Here is a 15,871-nt window from a genome sequence, read left to right on the forward strand (position 1 = left end):
ACCAAACCAAACAAACGGGGGGGGAATTATTCGATTTCGTTGATGAAAAAAGACTTTTCATAGGCTTTTTAAGCCCATTCGCACCAAATCCTCGACCGAAGCCCCCGGATTTTCGCGCAGAATGCCGCGAAGAGCCTTCTCGGCGGCAGTTTTGGCAAAGCCGAGCATGACCAGCGCCGCGAGCGCCTCTTCGAGCTTTTCGCCGTTGCCGGCAGCCGGAAGAGCGGCGTCGGCGTCGCCCAGTCCGGTGAGCTTGCCGCTCAGCTCGACGATGATTTTCTGGGCGGTTTTCAGCCCCAGCCCCTTGACGTTTTTCAGCAGCACGGCGTTGCCCGAAGTGATGATGCCCTGCAATTCGCGCGGCGAATAGGTCGAAAGGATCATCCGGGCGGTATTGCCGCCGACGCCCGACACGCTGATCAGATGGCGGAAGAGTTCGCGCTCGGTTTTGGTCGCGAAACCGTAGAGCAGCTGCGCGTCCTCGCGCACGACGTAATGGACGTACAGACGGGCCGTCTCGGTGTGCTCGATGGCCGAAAACGTTTCAAGCGAGATATGGAGGTAATAACCTACCCCGCCGGCATCTATAACTGCGTATGCGGGAGCGACTTCGGCCACCGGACCGCTGATGTATTCATACATGGAGTCAAAATTTACAAGGCGTGGGGCAAAAATAAAGATTTTTTTTTACCTTTGTGATTCAAAAGCGGAATATTTAACTAAACCCGATAAAAAACGACATGAAAAAAATGCTTTTTACGGCGCTTGTTGCGGCTTGCGCCATGACGGCCTGCGGTACGAAAACCACTGAGACGGCGGCCGCCGCAGAAGAGGCGACCCGCGAAATCGGCTCAAGCGACATCGCCTATGTACAGGTGGAAGCCGTGCTGGCTCAGTGCGATCTTTTCCTGAACGAAGGCAAGGCCCTGCAGGAGAAGACCCAGAAGGCGCAGAAGAGCTGGGCGCAGAAGGAGCAGAACCTTCAGTCCGAAGCCGCCCAGTTACAGGAGAAGTATCAGAAGGGACTGATTACGACCAACGACGCGCAGGCCCAGCAGCAGAGCATCGAAAAGCGCGTGGCCGCCTACCAGTCCTCGGCGCAGAAAGAGGCGCAGGCGCTCGACGAAGAGAACTTCGTATTCACCAACCGGGCGCAGGATCTGCTGCACCGCGCCGTGCAGGATATCAACGCCGGCAAGAAGTACAAGCTGATCATCAACTCGACGGCCCTTATCGACGCCGACACGACGCTCAACATCACCCCCGCCGTGCTGGCGAAGGTAAACGAGCTGTATGCGGCCGACCAGAAAGCCGAGAAGAAATAAGCAATCCGGTTCCGCTGCATGAATAAGAGCCGTCCCCTGCGGGACGGCTTTTTTCGTGGACGCGCCTGCGTGGGGAACCGCCGAAACATGCCTGCCGGGCTGCGGCGACCGGCAGGCCGGCAGCACATCGGCACGACTTATTGAGGCCCGACCGAGGAAAAGTCCGTATTTTTTTATACATTTGCAGGAAAACTAAAAAGCAACGCACACGCAATGGGTTTCGTTCCGTTCACATTCGTCGATTTCATAGACATCATTCTGGTCGCCGTGATCATGTACTGGATCTACCGCATGACCAAAGGCACCAACGCGCCCTATATTCTCTCAGGCATCATCGCCATCTACCTGCTATGGGTCGTCGTGCGGACGCTCAACATGGAACTGCTCTCCACAATTCTGGGACAGCTGATTTCGGTCGGAGCCATTGCGCTGATCATCGTCTTCCAGCCCGAACTGCGGCGTTTCCTGCAGATGATCGGCATGCGCCAGAAACATTTCAACTTCATCACCCGCATCTTCTCGACGGGCGACGATGCGGTGCAGACCAACGTCGTACCGATCGTCACGGCCTGCCGCGAGATGTCGGAGACGAAAACCGGCGCGCTGATCGTCATCGGACAGCAGAGCGACCTGCGGCTGATCGCCGAGGGCGGCATCGCGCTCGACGCAAAGGTTTCGACGCCGCTGATCCGCAATATCTTCTTCAAGAACGCCCCGCTGCACGACGGCGCCGCAATCATCGAAGGCGACCGCATCGTGGCCGCGAAGTGCATCCTGCCCGTAACGCAGAGCGACGTACCCAAATCGTACGGCACACGCCACCGCGCCGCGATCGGCATGAGCGAGATTTCGGACGCCATCATCATCGTCGTTTCCGAAGAGACGGGCGGCATTTCGATCGCACAGAGCGGCGAACTGCGCCGTGACATCGATCCGGTACGGTTGCAGCAGACCCTGCAACGCTATCTGACGATCAACACCCGCAAGCGTTCGAAAAAAGAGGTGGCCGAGTAGGGCCGCAGAAAGGGAGGGCGGTTTCCTCCGGGCCGTAAAAGAGCGGACGATCGGACCGGTAGTTGAATCCGGGCCGCAGAAGAGCGGACGACCGGGCCGGCTGAATCCGGACGCTGTTGAAGAGCAGACAGCTCCCGACAAAACGAAAAACGGCAGGACAGAAGTCCCGACCGAATAAAAAAAAGAGGCGGACAAATGTCCGCGGCCGGGAGCGGTAAACGCCCGGCAGACAACTGCAGTCGGAAGCAGCCGATCCGGTTCCGGAAAACACACGGCGGCGGGACCGGCTGCGATGCGAAGCCGAAATCCGAACGGCATTCGGAATACGGTATCTACATCCACCAATTCAAAACAGAATTTGCGAAATGATTTTTCCAGCACCTACACCCCGGCTCGTGCTGCGCACATGGCGGGAAGAAGACCTCGGAACATTTACGGCCATGAACGCCGACCCGCGCGTGATGGAGTACTTTCCGGCACCGCTGGCGCCGGAGCAGTCGGCGGAATTCATGGAACGCATACGCGAGGAGTTCTCGACCGAGGGATTCGGCCTGTACGCCGTCGAGCGGCGCGAGGACGGCGAGCTGCTCGGTTATACGGGACTGCACCGCGTAACGTTTACGGGCATGAAGGATAAAATCGAAATCGGTTGGCGCCTGCGGGCCGAGTTCTGGGATCAGGGTTATGCGACGGAAGCGGCGCAGGCCTGCGTAGCGCTCGCCGCAAAGCTGGGCATCGAAGAACTGGTAGCCTTCACGACCGTCACGAACCTGCGCTCGCAGCGGGTCATGCAGAAGCTCGGCATGGAGCTTTTGTGCGAGTTCGACCACCCCGCCCTGCCCGAAGGCCATCCCCTGCGACGGCATGTGCTCTACCTGATCGGGACTGAAAAATAGAAGCGGCGAAACAGGAGCTGCCGGGAGGCCGGTCCCGTCGGGCAGCCGCAAGAGCGGGCAGCCCGTCCGGCCATGCACCGGAATTTTATTTCGAATAGTATTTTTCAATTCCGCCGAATCCCCGTATCGTCTTATTTTCCTTCGTCTTGCAAATGAAGTGGTTCAACCGCTTCCCGAACTCTTCGGGACGCGACCTCGCAGCTTCGATGTAGGCAATGCGGATACGTTTATAGGTTTCCGGAAAACGGCAGTAGTTTCTCTAGACCGTTCGATCTTCTTTCAGCCGGTCGATGATATCGTCCGGAAATACAAAAGGGACGGAAAGCACCTTCTGTATCTTCTCCTCGAATTTCGGGTGTATCATTCCATTGTCCATGAGCCATTTAAGTCTTTCCTTATTGGCTTGCGAGTAAGGACTTTTGGGATTTCTGGGGGTGAAACGCTGAATTTTATGCTCTGCGTCGAGGGGTCTTATCGTGCTGTCGATCCAATCGAAACAAAGGGGCTTCTTCAACCGCATCATTATATACGATGCTTTTCTTACCGGACGACTTATGCGGAAACACGAACCATATCTCACGGGCCGTATCGAAATTGTCAGTCAGCCATCTCCGCCACTCCTCGCGGTTTTCAAAATACTTTATTCCACTTTCCGTTGTCATAATAACCGATTTTGGATTCGAGCGATTGTCCTGCACCCGACAATACTTCGGCGCAGGACGTACGACCGAATACGGGAAAAACGAAAAGCCGTGGAAAATCCACGGCTTGTAAAATATCAGACAGCACCCGCATCGGCCGGGAACCCCGTTCCTCGCGGCCGGCACTGTCCGGCTGAAACCCAGCCCCTATTCGGCCGACTGCTCGGCGGGAACTTCGGCGGCGGGAATCTCGGCCTGCGGCATCGTGGCGGGAGTTTCCGACTCGATAACGCGCTCCTGAAGCGCCTTAACGTCCTTCGAAATCTCGCTGTTGCTCTCGGCGACAAGGCCTTTGTCCATAGCCAGCGTAGCGACCAGACTCAGCACGACGATAGCAATGGCCATCGTCCACGTGAATTTCTCCAAAAAGTCCGAAGTCTCGCGCACGCCCATCACTTGGTTCGACGCGCCGAAGTTGGCGGCCATGCCGCTCTTGGGGTTCTGCACCAATACCGCAAGGATGATCAATACGCTCGCGATGAGTATCAGGGCAATGCAAATCGTGTATAACATATCGTTGAATTTTAATTATTGTTTTCCAATTTGCCAATTAGCTCGGCAAAGTAAACACTTTTTTCGGGATTTAGCAAACTTAATTTGCGATAAATCGCTATTGCTTTGTCACAAAGCCCCTGCGCGAGATAGATTTCGGCCAGCTCTTCGCTCACGACCTCGTCGTCGTCGTCCAGCTCGGCGGCCGTGCGGACCTCCTCCTCCGGTTCGCCGTCGGCCGCGACGATGCGCAGGTCGTCCTCCTGCAGAAAGCGGTCGATGATGTCGTCCGACGAAAGCCGCAGGACGGCCTCCGCGTCGATCGGTCGGCGCAGCAGCGAACTCTGCGCCCGCCACGGGGCCGTGACGGCCAGCCGCGGATCGCATATCCCGGTTACGATCTCCCGTGCGATACGGACCGGAGCGAACCATTCGTAACGCGCCGCGAGGGCGTCCAGCTCCCCGGCGGAAGGGCGCTCCGCGGTGGCGGGCGATGCGAGGTATTGTCTGAAATCCGTCATGCCGCGCAGGTTTTACCAGTTGGAGGCCGAAGCCTGAAAAATATCCGTAACCAGTTTATCGACGATCTGGGGGATCAGCTCGCCCTCGACCTCGGAGAGCAGCCGCGTGGATTCGTAATCCTCGAAAGCCGTGAACGTCCGGTTGAACGACATTTTTTCGTCGAGCGCATTCGTGAAGCGCACCTTGACGGTGATCGAAAGGCGGTTGAGCACCGCGTAGTCGTCGGTCGAAACCGACGAGGTCGCCGACATGTAGTTGGTGATCTCGCCCTCGAAGGCGAAGTCGCCGCCCTCCTCGACCTGCATCAGGCGGGTGCGGCGGGTGAACATGTCAACCAGTGCGTCGGTGAGCGTCGAACTGAGGATCGGCGCGACCATCGTGGCGTTGTTGGGGAAATAGGCCACGCTGAAGGTCTTGGCGTCGGGCGGAATCGAAGCGCCCGAAAGCGAATATTTGATGGCCACGCCGCAGCCCGTCAGCAGGGCGGCGCAAAGGGCCGTGATTGCGAATTTTATCTTCATGCCGAAAATCTATCGTTTTACTCCGGTTCGGAACCGGTTATTTTCAGTGCACTCCGCCGGACGATCCGGGGAGGGTCGTCAGCCGTCAGTTCTCTTCGATGCCCAGCTCCTTGATCTTGCGGTAGAGCGTGCGCTCGGACATGAACAGCTCGGCGGCGGCTTCGCGGCGGCGGCCGTTGTTGCGGCGCAGGGCGCGGATGATCTGCTCGCGCTGCATGTCAGCCTTGGTCATCTCGCGCGGCGGCTCGTCGGTCACCTCCTCGCTCTCGGCGAAGACCGGAACCGAGCCTGCTGCATAGACGGGCGCGGAGCTTTGCGCCGTGGTCGACAGCAGCGCCTTGACGTCGCGGACCGGCTCCTGACAGGGGTTGTGCAGCAGCTCGGACATCATCCGCTTCAGGTCGTTGATGTCGGCGCGCATGTCGAAAAGCACCTTGTAGAGCAGTTCGCGTTCGGTGGACATCGCATCGTCGACCGGCGCCCCGCCCATCATGACGGGAGCGCCCCCGCCCTGCGGCGGCAGGTATTTGGCCAGCACGTCGGGCGTAATGAGACGCGTCTGCTCGATGGCCGATATCTGTTCAGCAACGTTTTTAAGCTGGCGGATATTGCCCCGCCAGTAATAATGCATCAGCATCTCGCGCGCCGCGGGATCGAGCGTCACGGCGGGCATGCGGTACTGCACGGCCACGTCGGCGGCGAATTTGCGGAACAGCAGCGGAATGTCCTGCGGACGCTCGCGCAGCGCCGGAACGGTGATCGGCACCGTGCTCAGGCGGTAATAGAGATCCTCGCGGAAGCGGCCCGAAGCGATGGCCTGCTGCAAATTCATGTTCGTGGCCGCGACGACGCGGACGTCGGTCTTCTGGACCTTCGACGAACCGACACGTATGAATTCGCCCGTCTGCAGCACGCGCAGCAGGCGCGCCTGCGTCGGATGCGGCAGTTCGGCGACCTCGTCGAGGAAGATCGTACCCCCGTCGGCCTCCTCGAAATAGCCCTTGCGGGCTTCGAGCGCTCCGGTGAAGGAGCCTTTCTCGTGGCCGAAAAGCTCCGAGTCGATCGTGCCTTCGGGAATGGCCGCGCAGTTGACGGCTATATATTTATTGTGTTTGCGGGCCGAGTAAGCGTGGATGACCTGCGGGAAAAACTCCTTGCCCACGCCGCTTTCGCCCGTGACGAGTACCGTCAGGTCGGTCGGAGCCACGCGCACGGCGACCTCCAGCGCCCGGTCCAGAAGTTCCGAAGCGCCGATGATGCCGAAGCGTTGTTTGACTGTGGTGATATCCGTCATTTATTCCGTAATGGGTTGTTCTGGTTGTGCCGCATCGCCGGACGCCGCGGTATGGGTGTCGGCAGGCTGTTCGAGGTACTGCATCTCGGTCTCCCGGTCCTTCGCCTCGCGCAGATAGCCGAACGCGATGGCCGCGACGGCGAGGGCCGCGGCGATCAGGGCGATCCAGATGAAGCGGTCCGCCTTGCGGCGGCGCGGAGGACGGTCCACGTAAGTATAGGCGTCGGTGTTTTTGGGCGGCTTGCCGTAGCGCAGGCCGCGCACCGAAGGATCGGGAGCCATCTTGGCCGAAGTCGAAATGCGGGGTTCGTCGTAGGGCCGGCGGGCGGGCTTCGGCTGTCCGTCGGACGCCGCGGCCGCACCGGGAAGTCCGGATGCGCCGGATGCGGACTCCGCACGGCGGGATTCGAAAGCGAAGGCGATGGTGCCGTTGGGACCGGGCCTCATCACGCCGAAACCGTCGAGCCGGAATTCGGCGCCGTGCTCCACGGCGTGGCGCACCTCGAAGACGAAGCGGTCGATCTCCCCCGCCGCTTCCAGTTCGCTCAGCCCCCCGTCGATAAGCAGACGGCGGAGCGTCCCGTCGTCGCGCTTCAGAAGTTCCGAGAAAACGATGCTTACGCCCGGCTCCTTGACGATAAACGTCCCAAGCTGGGGAACGACGAGCCGTTTGTGCGACTCAAGATATTGCGATATGGTGCGAATCAACACGATTGAAATCTTGCTTGAAATTTGCACCAAAAGTACCTTTTTTCGAAGAAAAAACCAAAATTCGGGGGAGTTTTTCAAAATAATCCGGCAAAGTGTTGGTTATACGAAAAATATTCGCCTACTTTGCATCCCGTTTTTTCGGAAAATCCGGGCGAGCTACATTGCCCGAAAATTTCGGATGTAGACGGGACGGATTGTAAAAACCACGACAAACGAGCCATGAAGGACAAGTACATCGACCTCATCGAACAGACGTTCGACTTCCCGCAGGATGAGTTCTCGGTCGAAGACAACGAGCTGAATTTCCACGACATTCCGCTCATGGAGTTGATAAAACAGTACGGCACGCCGCTCAAGATAACCTACCTGCCGAAGATCTCGCAGCAGATCAACCGGGCCAAGCGTATGTTCAACGTGGCGATGGCCAAGGTGGACTACAAGGGCTCGTACAACTATTGTTACTGCACCAAGTCGAGCCACTTCTCGTTCGTGCTGGAGGAGGCAATGAAGAACGACATTCATCTCGAAACGTCGTCGGCATACGACATTCATATCATCAATGCGCTCTACGACAGCGGAATCATCGACAAGGACCGCTACATCATCTGCAACGGTTTCAAGCGGCCGCAGTATGTGGAGAACATCGCCCAGCTGGTCAACGACGGCTTCGTGAACACCATTCCTGTGCTCGACAACAAGGAGGAGCTGGAGCTGTTCGAGGATTCGTTCACCAAGAAATGCAAGGTCGGCATCCGCATCGCCTGCGAGGAGGAACCCAAGTTCGAGTTCTATACCTCGCGTCTGGGCATCCGCTACAACGACATCATCGACTTCTACAAGGCCAAACTCAAGAACAGCAAGAAGTTCCAGCTCAAGATGCTGCACTTCTTCATCAATACCGGCATCAAGGACACGGCCTACTACTGGAACGAGTTGTCGAAGTGCATCAACGTCTACTGCGAGCTGAAGGCCATCTGCCCCGAATTGGACAGCCTCAACATCGGCGGCGGATTCCCGATCAAGAACTCGCTCAACTTCGAGTACGACTACGAGTACCTGACCGAAGAGATCATCGCCCAGATCAAGAACATCTGCCAGCGCAACGACACTGAAGAGCCCAACATCTTCACCGAGTTCGGCTCCTTCACGGTGGGCGAAAGCGGCGCATCGCTCTATTCGATCGTCAACCAGAAGCAGCAGAACGACCGCGAGAACTGGTACATGATCGACTCGTCGTTCATCACTACCCTGCCCGACACATGGGGCATCAACCAGCGTTACATCATGCTGGCGGTGAACAACTGGGACAAGGAGTACCAGCGCGTGCTGCTCGGAGGACTGACCTGCGACAGCGAGGATTTCTACAACGCCGAGTCGCACACCAACGCCATCTTCCTGCCCAAGCTCGAACCGGGCAACACGCAGTACATCGGATTTTTCCACACGGGAGCCTATCAGGAGTCGCTGGGCGGCTTCGGCGGCATCCAGCACTGTCTGATTCCCGCGCCCAAGCACATCATCATCGACCGCGACAAGAGCGACAACGAGTATTACACGCGCCTGTTCGCCAAGGAGCAGTCCTACCGCTCGATGCTGAGAATACTCGGATATTAGTCCGCACGCGAGACGCGGCACCAAACAAATAATGCCCGGCCCCGTTGACAATGAATCCGGCCCTTTCCAACGGGGCCGGATTTATTATTGCCGTCTGAGTCCCGTTCTTCCGGTCCGGGGTTCCGCTTTTTATTCGGCCGGCGGCGATTCCAGTCCGACCGTCCGGGTAATTCCGATTTCACGGGTGAAATTGTCGTCGTGGGAGACGACCAGCAGAGTGCCGCGATAATTGCGGACCGTGCGGGTCAGGATCGCAAGGCTCGAAAGGTCGAGGTTGTTGGTCGGCTCGTCGAGGACAAAGAGATCGGGAACGTGGTTGGCGATCATCAGGCTGCAGAGGCAGAGCCGCATCCGTTCGCCGCCGCTCAGCGTATCGCACCGCTTGTCCCACATCTGCTGCCCAAACAGCGCACGGTGAAGCCGCAGTTTCAGTTCGTGGTCCTGCAGATTGCCGTGATTGCAGCTCTGCGCCAGTTCCAGCACGCTCTGCGGGGTGTTCACACGGCTGTATTGCTGATCGAGACAGACATACGAGAAGTCAGCCCTGCCGATGCGTCCGGCAGTGGGTTCCAGTTCGCCGGTCAGCAGCCGGACGAGGGTCGTTTTGCCCGTGCCGTTGTCGCCGGTCAGGCGGATACGTTCGCCGCTGCGGATCTCCAGCGCAAGCGGTTCGCGCCACAACGGGCGGCCGGGCGCATATTCGAAATTCAGGCCGTCGGCCCGGACCAGCAGTTTGCCGTCGTGAAGCTGCGCGTCGTCGAAATCTATTTTCAGCTCGCACTGCGTCCGCTGCCGGCGGCGCAGTTCGTCCAGCCGCTCCCGACTGCCGTCGATCAGCTCCGCATGTTTGCCGACGAGCTGCGCCTTGGTCCGTTCACCGCTGTCCTTCATCGTCCGGCGCAGGATGCGCGGAAGCTGGTCCTTGTGCCGCTCGCCCTGACGCATCCGCCGCTCCTGTCGCTCGCGGACCTCCTGCGCCTTTTTGCGGGCCAGCCGCAGGGCCGTCTGTTCGGAATCGACCTGCTGGGCCAGCGCCTCCTCCTCGATCCGTTTGCGTTCGCGGTAAAAATCATAGTTGCCGCCGTAGACTTTCAGTCCTTTCGCAGAGAGTTCGCAGGTCGTACCGAGCAGGTTGAGCAGCGCAACGTCGTGGCTCACAACGACGATCGTCGCACGGCTGGCACGGATCAGGTCATAGAGCCTGCGGCGGCCCGACGTGTCGAGGTGATTGGTCGGTTCGTCGAGCAGAATGACAGAGGGGTTATGGACCGAAATCCCCGCCAGACAGAGTTTCGTCCGCTCGCCGCCGCTCAGCGCATCGACCGGGTCGGTCAGGCCGACGTGCGGCAGTCCCCAGTGGTCGAGGGCGGCGCGGCAGCGGGCTTCGACGTCCCAATCGTCGGCCAGAATGTCGTAACAGCGGGGATCGGCGCTGCCGCCGCAGATGGCGCGGAGCGCATCGAGCTTGTCCGCGACGCCCAAAACGCCGACGGCGGAGATGCCGGCGGCGGAGAGGTGCTGAGGCACATAGTAGGGACGCGAGGAGCAGGCGATGCTTCCCGCGGCGGGAGCGAATTCGCCCGCGACAAGTTTAAGGAGCGTCGATTTGCCGGCGCCGTTGTCGCCCACGACGGCGGCTTTGGCGCCCGCGGCGACGGACAGGTCTATTCCTTCGAACAGAAATTGCTGATTGCGGTAGCGGTACGAAACACCGCTAAGGATAATACTCATATGAAAACGATTAATAGCGGTCCCGCAGAAAAGGGACCTGTTAAACCTCAGACCGGGTTGCTTTACGGCACGGCGTCGGTTTAAGGAAACCGACCTACTAATCGTTTATTCTCATCGGAGCGGATATTGGTTCGGGAACAAAGATAGGGACAATAATCGAAGAAACCAAATAACAGTCCGTATTGCCGGCGATTACGCCCCGGAAATGCTATCGGAGGCCGCTGAAAATCGCATTGCAGGCGGGATTTTTTCGAATTGTCGCTTTGCGCTCCGGCAAAAATTCGTATCTTGTGCGGTCAAAACGGGGATAGGCCATTATGGAATGTAAAATACGGAAAGGATTGACGGGGCTTCTTGCGGGAAGCATGCTCTTTCTGTCCGGCTTCGCCAGAGCCGGAGAAGCGGCGGACGAGAGCCGTAAGGATCTGACGACGGCAGGAGTTTCGGAAACTCCGGCTGCCCCGGCGAACGCAAACCGCGGCGGCGATCCGACAACAACGGAATCCCCGACAGCAGATCTCTATCAGGTCAACAGTACGATTAATGAACCAATCGGCAGTCCGACCGGCGCAAGCGGTCCCGGCGCCTGTGAAACGGACGCTCCGCAATCCCCCGAAACCGCAAAATCCGACGCCAAACCGACAGTCGAATCCGCTCCCGGCACAGCGAACGGTTCGCCCGAAACGACGACGCCCCGGCCGGCAAAGCCGTCGGCGCAGAGCGCGGCGCGTTCGGCCGAATATGCCGCAGGGTACGACGCAGGATACAGAGACGGACATAAAAGGGGTTACCGCACCGGATACGAAACCGGATTTCAGGCTGGGTTCAGTGCCGGATCGGGGGCAGTGGGAAAACATCCGGACGGCGCATCCGGAACGGGTCCGGGATCCGGGTCCGGCACGGCAGAGAGCGGGGGCGCCGGCAACTGGGGCGGATCCGCGCCAAACAGCGGTAACTCCGACAGAAGTTCCGCGACGGGCGACGGCAACAACGGTTCCAGCACCGGTTTCGTGCCAAACGCGGGCACCCGCATAGCCTCCGCGACGGGCGGCGGCAACGGTTTCGGCACCGGTTCCGAAACGGGCGCCAACACCCGTACGGACAGTACGGCAGCATTCCCCCGCCGTCGCTTCGTCCACGGTATCGGGCTGGAACTCCGTCCGGAATACGTGTGTCCGACCAATCCGTTCCTCGCGGGCGACAATCTGGCCCGGCAGCCGATCGACCTGTCGCTGGCCGCCCACCTGCGCTACTCGTTCCGCTTCCAGCCCGGATCGCGTCCCGACCGGATATACGGAGGCGCCTATCAGGGAATCGGGGTCTCCTACTACAGTTTCGAAAACAGGGAGGAGCTGGGCAGCCCCGTGGCGTTTTATATTTTCCAAGGGGCGCGCATCGCGCGGATAAGCCGGCGGCTGTCGTTCAACTACGAGTGGAATTTCGGACTGTCGTTCGGCTGGAAACCCTACGACGCGCAGATGAACCCGGCCAACATAATGATGGGGTCGAAGATAAACGCCTACATCAACGCCGATTTCTACCTCAACGTGACGCTCACGCGCGAGCTGGATTTCTCGGCGGGACTCTCGATGACCCACTTCTCGAACGGCAACACCAAATTTCCCAATGCGGGACTCAACTCGATCGGCATGAAGTTCGGCCTGCTCTACTGTTTCGGCCGGGCCGACGATCCGCTCGTAAAACCGCGCAGGCCGCTTCTCGCGCCCGATTTCCCCCGCCATTTCAGCTACGATCTGGTGCTGTTCGGATCGTGGCGCCGCAAAGGCGTGGAGGTCGGCGACAAGCAGTACGCTTCGCCCAACGCCTACGGCGTGGCGGGCTTCAACTTCGCGACGATGTACAACTTCGGCTATAAATTCCGCGCGGGTCTCTCGCTGGACGGCGTCTACGACGGCAGCGCCAACGTCTACACCGAAGATTATATCGTCGAGGTCGGAGGCCGCGATCCCGGCTACACGTTCTACACCCCGTCGATCGACCGGCAGATCGCGCTGGGAATATCGGGACGCGCCGAATTCGTCATGCCCTACTTCACGGTCGGCATCGGACTGGGAGTCAACGTCCTGCACAAGGGCGGCGACCTCAAGTCGTTCTATCAGATGCTGACGCTCAAGATCGCCGCCACACGGCGCACGTTCGTCCACATAGGCTACTGTCTCAAGGATTTCCAGACCCCGAACTACCTGATGCTGGGCGTGGGATTCCGCTTCAACAACAAATACCCGGTACTAAGGTAACGCAGCCCGCCGCAGCGCCCACTTGCGGCGCAGACGCCGGACCGCCGTGACCAGAAACCGCGCGGGAACGACGCACAGCGTGCAGAACCACTGCCGCAGTCCCGGAACATGGAGGTCAGGCAGGCCGAAATCGGCGAACCGGCGACCCCAGAGCAGGGGAATATACCACACTTTGATATTGATTCGAAAATCGTTGCTGACGTTGTCCTCGTGCACGATTTCGAGCCACTTGCCCTTATCGGTGGCGAGGTAGACCGTCGGCTGCTGGCGGATGGCTTTGGTATGACGGTAGGAAACGATGGTTTCGGAGTGCGCATCGAACGGCTCGACGAGCGTCAGGAAGTGATTGTTCGTGTAGCGCATTTTGAGCGCGAAGCGCCGGTCGGTGAAATACTGGTAACCGTAAAGAAGGCTGTAGATGCGTTTGCCGGAGGAGAAGCGGATTTCGCGCTGAAGCAGTTCGACGGCGTCGGCGGCCAGTGCGTCGTCGTTATCGAGATTGGTAGTGATCAGCAGCTGCGGAGGGGGGGGTGGCCAGCCCTTCACGCCCGGCCAGCAGGCCTGAAATCGTAGTGCGCAGACTTTCGGTCAGGCGTCCGGCCTGCCCGGCGCTGTAAAATACGGCCCGGAACTGCGGGCAGACGGACTGGTAACCGCCGATGCGGCGGCGGTAAGCCGCGGGCGTCGCCGCGTCGAAAAGACAGAGCCACCTGAAATTCGGGTTGGTCTGCGCCGCCACCGAAGGCAGGCAATAGCGTTCGAAGATCTCGAAACGATGTTCGAGCCACCGTTCGGTGCGCGTCGGAGCGTCGTGTTTGTCCCGCGCATAGAGGTTCAGATTGAACCGCGTGATGATTAAATGTTCGAAACTTTTCATGGATTAATCAATATTTCTTATTTCTTCCAAATCGTAATGCTTTTCCTCAAAGCTACTCGTCCATATTTCTTCATTTGCTGACTACTATTACCTTTTTGTTGCTTTAAAGTGTAAATTTTCACAGGAGTAAAACCTATTTGCTCGGCCAAATTTGTAGTAAGAAAATCAACCGGGATAACTTCGCCCGCATATCTTACATTATCATTAACGAAAGCGACGTATGCACCAGTTTTACATACGCGATACAACTCAGAAAACAGAAAGGTCAATTCTGTGAAATACCCCTCCACCATTTTAAGGACTCCCTTATTGTTTATTTCTCCATTTTCATTACGGTTCTTCAAGGCGTTATTTATTTCTTGAAGTGCCGCATTTTCATCGACGATATTCATTGTTCTCTCATAACGTTCTTGTTGTCCTATTTGTTTGTAATAATCCTGTAGTTGTTCTATTTTAGATTTGTTTTCGACTGTACATGACAATAAGTCCTGCCGTAATTTTCTCACCCCGGCTTCTGACATGCCGAGATAGGCTAATTCCATCGCATAGGTGCGAGTGTAATCATATCGGTTACAGTATGGAGGAGAAGATATTACTGCACTAACTGTTCCGTCTGCAATCTTAGGTAATTCAAAAAGCGCACTTCCTTCAATAAATTTACATTGCGTATCAAATCCACTAGGATTATTATTTAGATACTCTATATCTTTGATAACACCACTTAGTTCTTCTGTCAAGACTTCTTTAAGAGATGGCAATTGCCCTTTGTCCAATTTGACAACAAAAGGTTTTCGCCCAGTTTTTTCTCTGGCCTCAGCGGCTGCGATAATCTTGGGGCAACGCCAATCCCATCGAAGATATTGCCCATCTTTTGCAGAGTAGCTTATACGTTCCAAAGCATTCAAAGTACAAAGTTCAAGGAGCATTTTCGTATTCTCAGAATATCTGGAATTACGAAAATGTTCTTTGTAATAAGCCAGCTCCCGACTCGTTTCTCTGGGATAGCCGTCTTTAGTAATTCTTATTTCAGGAGTTCTTCCATCATATTCTTCTGGAACGTTCAAATTTATTATCTCTTTAAGAAGCTCCTTCAGCTCCAATGTATTGTATGTGTAAATAGCGGTTTTTGCATGAATAGCAATTTTTGACATTGGCAGAATGTCAAATCCGAGACTATTATACCCATTGAACATTGATACTAAAGCCGTTGTTCCTGAGCCCATAAAAGGGTCGGCCACTATGTCTCCCTTTTGCAGGTGAAAATCCTTCAAAAGAGTTCTAACCAATTCAGCTGAAAACCCCTCCTTGTATTTTAGCCATTTATGCAGACAATCTCTTTTGCTTAATTGATAACTGACGCTTTGACGATTGAATCGCTCGGTTATTTCGGTGATAGGCCAATACCGTTCTTCTAAAGCAATACGGGCTTTCTGAGAATTTGTATTGCCAGCAGAAAACTCGGTCACATACCATCCTTTCGCATCAACAATTTCCAAATTGTGAAATACATCCTGCATATTTATAATTTTATCAGCCAGTCACGTCAATTGTTTGTCTACTGTAAGGTTGGCAGCATTCGATAATATTCCTTCCGATAATTGATTGTAAATCTCTGTCGCCATCTTCTTTTCGATAGCAGCAGCGATAAAAGATGTCTTTACTTGATAATCCTCAAAAGCTTTGCGAATACGTACCAACGCAGAATTTCCAGTTTGCCAATGTTCATCAGCCCCAGCCGGATCTATTCCCCCTTTTAATTCTCCGAACATGATAGCAAGGTTATTATCATTCACAATCTTTCCTCCTGCAAACTTTTCTGGATCTCCCTTATAAAGACTGATATCTATACCTATTGGCGGAATTAAATTATAAAAGATTTATGTTTAAAAAGTTGTGCATATTATTGATATTTAGC

Annotated in this window: 16 protein-coding genes and 1 pseudogene; 5 read left to right on the top strand and 12 right to left on the bottom strand. The window is 56.6% G+C overall.

The window, feature by feature from the left end:
- Positions 1–57 precede the first annotated feature (57 nt).
- The gene (gene ruvA, locus HMPREF9720_RS02500) at positions 58–642 is read right to left on the bottom strand and encodes a Holliday junction branch migration protein RuvA (RefSeq protein ID WP_009596600.1); all 585 of its coding nucleotides are present in this window, start codon (positions 640–642) and stop codon (positions 58–60) included.
- 98 nt (positions 643–740) lie between these two features.
- Here ruvA and HMPREF9720_RS02505 point away from each other — a divergent pair, with 98 nt between their 5' ends.
- The 3 genes from HMPREF9720_RS02505 (at position 741) to HMPREF9720_RS02515 (ending at position 3,235) form a co-directional block, all read left to right on the top strand.
- The gene (locus tag HMPREF9720_RS02505) at positions 741–1,325 is read left to right on the top strand and encodes an OmpH family outer membrane protein (RefSeq protein ID WP_009596572.1); all 585 of its coding nucleotides are present in this window, start codon (positions 741–743) and stop codon (positions 1,323–1,325) included.
- Positions 1,326–1,538: 213 nt separating this feature from the next.
- Entirely contained in the window at positions 1,539–2,339 is an 801-nt protein-coding gene (gene cdaA / locus HMPREF9720_RS02510) for a diadenylate cyclase CdaA (protein ID WP_009596597.1), read from the top strand.
- Between the two features lie 365 nt (positions 2,340–2,704).
- Positions 2,705–3,235: a GNAT family N-acetyltransferase gene (locus HMPREF9720_RS02515; RefSeq protein ID WP_009596525.1), complete on the top strand. Its 531-nt coding sequence runs from the start codon at positions 2,705–2,707 to the stop codon at positions 3,233–3,235.
- An 85-nt stretch (positions 3,236–3,320) separates the two neighbouring features.
- On the opposite strand, the pseudogene HMPREF9720_RS15780 reads toward HMPREF9720_RS02515, so the two are convergent.
- The 6 genes and pseudogenes from HMPREF9720_RS15780 to HMPREF9720_RS02545 form a co-directional block, all read right to left on the bottom strand.
- Positions 3,321–3,897: pseudogene (locus HMPREF9720_RS15780) on the bottom strand (YdeI/OmpD-associated family protein).
- Positions 3,898–4,083: 186 nt separating this feature from the next.
- Positions 4,084–4,449 (bottom strand): preprotein translocase subunit SecG, encoded by a 366-nt coding sequence (gene secG / locus HMPREF9720_RS02525; protein ID WP_009596569.1) that lies wholly within the window; start codon positions 4,447–4,449, stop codon positions 4,084–4,086.
- A gap of 11 nt (positions 4,450–4,460) precedes the next feature.
- Positions 4,461–4,949, bottom strand: a complete 489-nt coding sequence (locus HMPREF9720_RS02530; RefSeq protein WP_009596612.1) for a hypothetical protein — start codon at positions 4,947–4,949, stop codon at positions 4,461–4,463.
- Positions 4,950–4,961: 12 nt separating this feature from the next.
- A complete protein-coding gene (locus tag HMPREF9720_RS02535; protein ID WP_009596529.1) occupies positions 4,962–5,471 on the bottom strand; it encodes an LptE family protein in 510 nt (169 codons plus the stop codon).
- A gap of 85 nt (positions 5,472–5,556) precedes the next feature.
- Positions 5,557–6,765, bottom strand: coding sequence for a sigma-54 interaction domain-containing protein (locus HMPREF9720_RS02540; protein WP_009596552.1), 1,209 nt, complete (start codon positions 6,763–6,765; stop codon positions 5,557–5,559).
- Positions 6,766–7,473, bottom strand: a complete 708-nt coding sequence (locus tag HMPREF9720_RS02545) for a hypothetical protein (protein WP_009596619.1) — start codon at positions 7,471–7,473, stop codon at positions 6,766–6,768.
- 222 nt (positions 7,474–7,695) lie between these two features.
- Between HMPREF9720_RS02545 and HMPREF9720_RS02550 the strand changes: the two genes are divergently transcribed.
- Positions 7,696–9,090, top strand: coding sequence for a decarboxylase (locus HMPREF9720_RS02550; protein ID WP_009596543.1), 1,395 nt, complete (start codon positions 7,696–7,698; stop codon positions 9,088–9,090).
- A gap of 129 nt (positions 9,091–9,219) precedes the next feature.
- Here the strand turns inward: HMPREF9720_RS02550 and HMPREF9720_RS02555 are convergent, their stop codons facing one another.
- The gene (locus HMPREF9720_RS02555) at positions 9,220–10,821 is read right to left on the bottom strand and encodes an ATP-binding cassette domain-containing protein (protein ID WP_009596595.1); all 1,602 of its coding nucleotides are present in this window, start codon (positions 10,819–10,821) and stop codon (positions 9,220–9,222) included.
- 845 nt (positions 10,822–11,666) lie between these two features.
- Here HMPREF9720_RS02555 and HMPREF9720_RS15785 point away from each other — a divergent pair.
- Positions 11,667–13,079 carry an acyloxyacyl hydrolase gene (locus tag HMPREF9720_RS15785; protein WP_412257955.1) on the top strand — a complete coding sequence of 471 codons (1,413 nt, stop codon included), beginning with the start codon at positions 11,667–11,669 and terminating at the stop codon, positions 13,077–13,079.
- Here HMPREF9720_RS15785 and HMPREF9720_RS02565 read toward each other — a convergent pair.
- From HMPREF9720_RS02565 to HMPREF9720_RS02580, 4 genes are read right to left on the bottom strand one after another with little or no spacing between them, the layout of a single operon-like run.
- Positions 13,071–13,625 (bottom strand): glycosyltransferase, encoded by a 555-nt coding sequence (locus HMPREF9720_RS02565; RefSeq protein ID WP_039939642.1) that lies wholly within the window; start codon positions 13,623–13,625, stop codon positions 13,071–13,073. The two genes, HMPREF9720_RS15785 and HMPREF9720_RS02565, sit on opposite strands and share 9 nt — an antisense overlap.
- Positions 13,570–13,956: a glycosyltransferase gene (locus tag HMPREF9720_RS02570; RefSeq protein WP_009596554.1), complete on the bottom strand. Its 387-nt coding sequence runs from the start codon at positions 13,954–13,956 to the stop codon at positions 13,570–13,572. Before HMPREF9720_RS02570 ends, HMPREF9720_RS02565 begins: the two co-directional genes overlap by 56 nt.
- Positions 13,957–13,973: 17 nt before the next feature.
- Positions 13,974–15,473, bottom strand: coding sequence for a DNA methyltransferase (locus HMPREF9720_RS02575; RefSeq protein ID WP_009596544.1), 1,500 nt, complete (start codon positions 15,471–15,473; stop codon positions 13,974–13,976).
- 21 nt (positions 15,474–15,494) lie between these two features.
- On the bottom strand, positions 15,495–15,833 hold the full coding sequence (locus tag HMPREF9720_RS02580; RefSeq protein WP_083817597.1) for an AvaI/BsoBI family type II restriction endonuclease: 339 nt from the start codon (positions 15,831–15,833) through the stop codon (positions 15,495–15,497).
- Between the last annotated feature and the right edge of the window lie 38 nt (positions 15,834–15,871).

Origin of the sequence: Alistipes sp. HGB5, from assembly GCF_000183485.2 — a bacterium.
Lineage (GTDB): Bacteria > Bacteroidota > Bacteroidia > Bacteroidales > Rikenellaceae > Alistipes > Alistipes finegoldii.

Coding starts and splice junctions, on each gene's coding strand:
- HMPREF9720_RS02550 (WP_009596543.1), top strand. CDS start 7,696: ATGAAGGACAAGTACATCGACCTCATCGAACAGACGTTCGACTTCCCG.
- HMPREF9720_RS02530 (WP_009596612.1), bottom strand. CDS start 4,949: ATGACGGATTTCAGACAATACCTCGCATCGCCCGCCACCGCGGAGCGC.
- HMPREF9720_RS02575 (WP_009596544.1), bottom strand. CDS start 15,473: ATGCAGGATGTATTTCACAATTTGGAAATTGTTGATGCGAAAGGATGG.
- HMPREF9720_RS02505 (WP_009596572.1), top strand. CDS start 741: ATGAAAAAAATGCTTTTTACGGCGCTTGTTGCGGCTTGCGCCATGACG.
- HMPREF9720_RS02555 (WP_009596595.1), bottom strand. CDS start 10,821: ATGAGTATTATCCTTAGCGGTGTTTCGTACCGCTACCGCAATCAGCAA.
- HMPREF9720_RS02570 (WP_009596554.1), bottom strand. CDS start 13,956: ATGAAAAGTTTCGAACATTTAATCATCACGCGGTTCAATCTGAACCTC.
- HMPREF9720_RS02540 (WP_009596552.1), bottom strand. CDS start 6,765: ATGACGGATATCACCACAGTCAAACAACGCTTCGGCATCATCGGCGCT.
- cdaA (WP_009596597.1), top strand. CDS start 1,539: ATGGGTTTCGTTCCGTTCACATTCGTCGATTTCATAGACATCATTCTG.
- ruvA (WP_009596600.1), bottom strand. CDS start 642: ATGTATGAATACATCAGCGGTCCGGTGGCCGAAGTCGCTCCCGCATAC.
- secG (WP_009596569.1), bottom strand. CDS start 4,449: ATGTTATACACGATTTGCATTGCCCTGATACTCATCGCGAGCGTATTG.
- HMPREF9720_RS02535 (WP_009596529.1), bottom strand. CDS start 5,471: ATGAAGATAAAATTCGCAATCACGGCCCTTTGCGCCGCCCTGCTGACG.
- HMPREF9720_RS02515 (WP_009596525.1), top strand. CDS start 2,705: ATGATTTTTCCAGCACCTACACCCCGGCTCGTGCTGCGCACATGGCGG.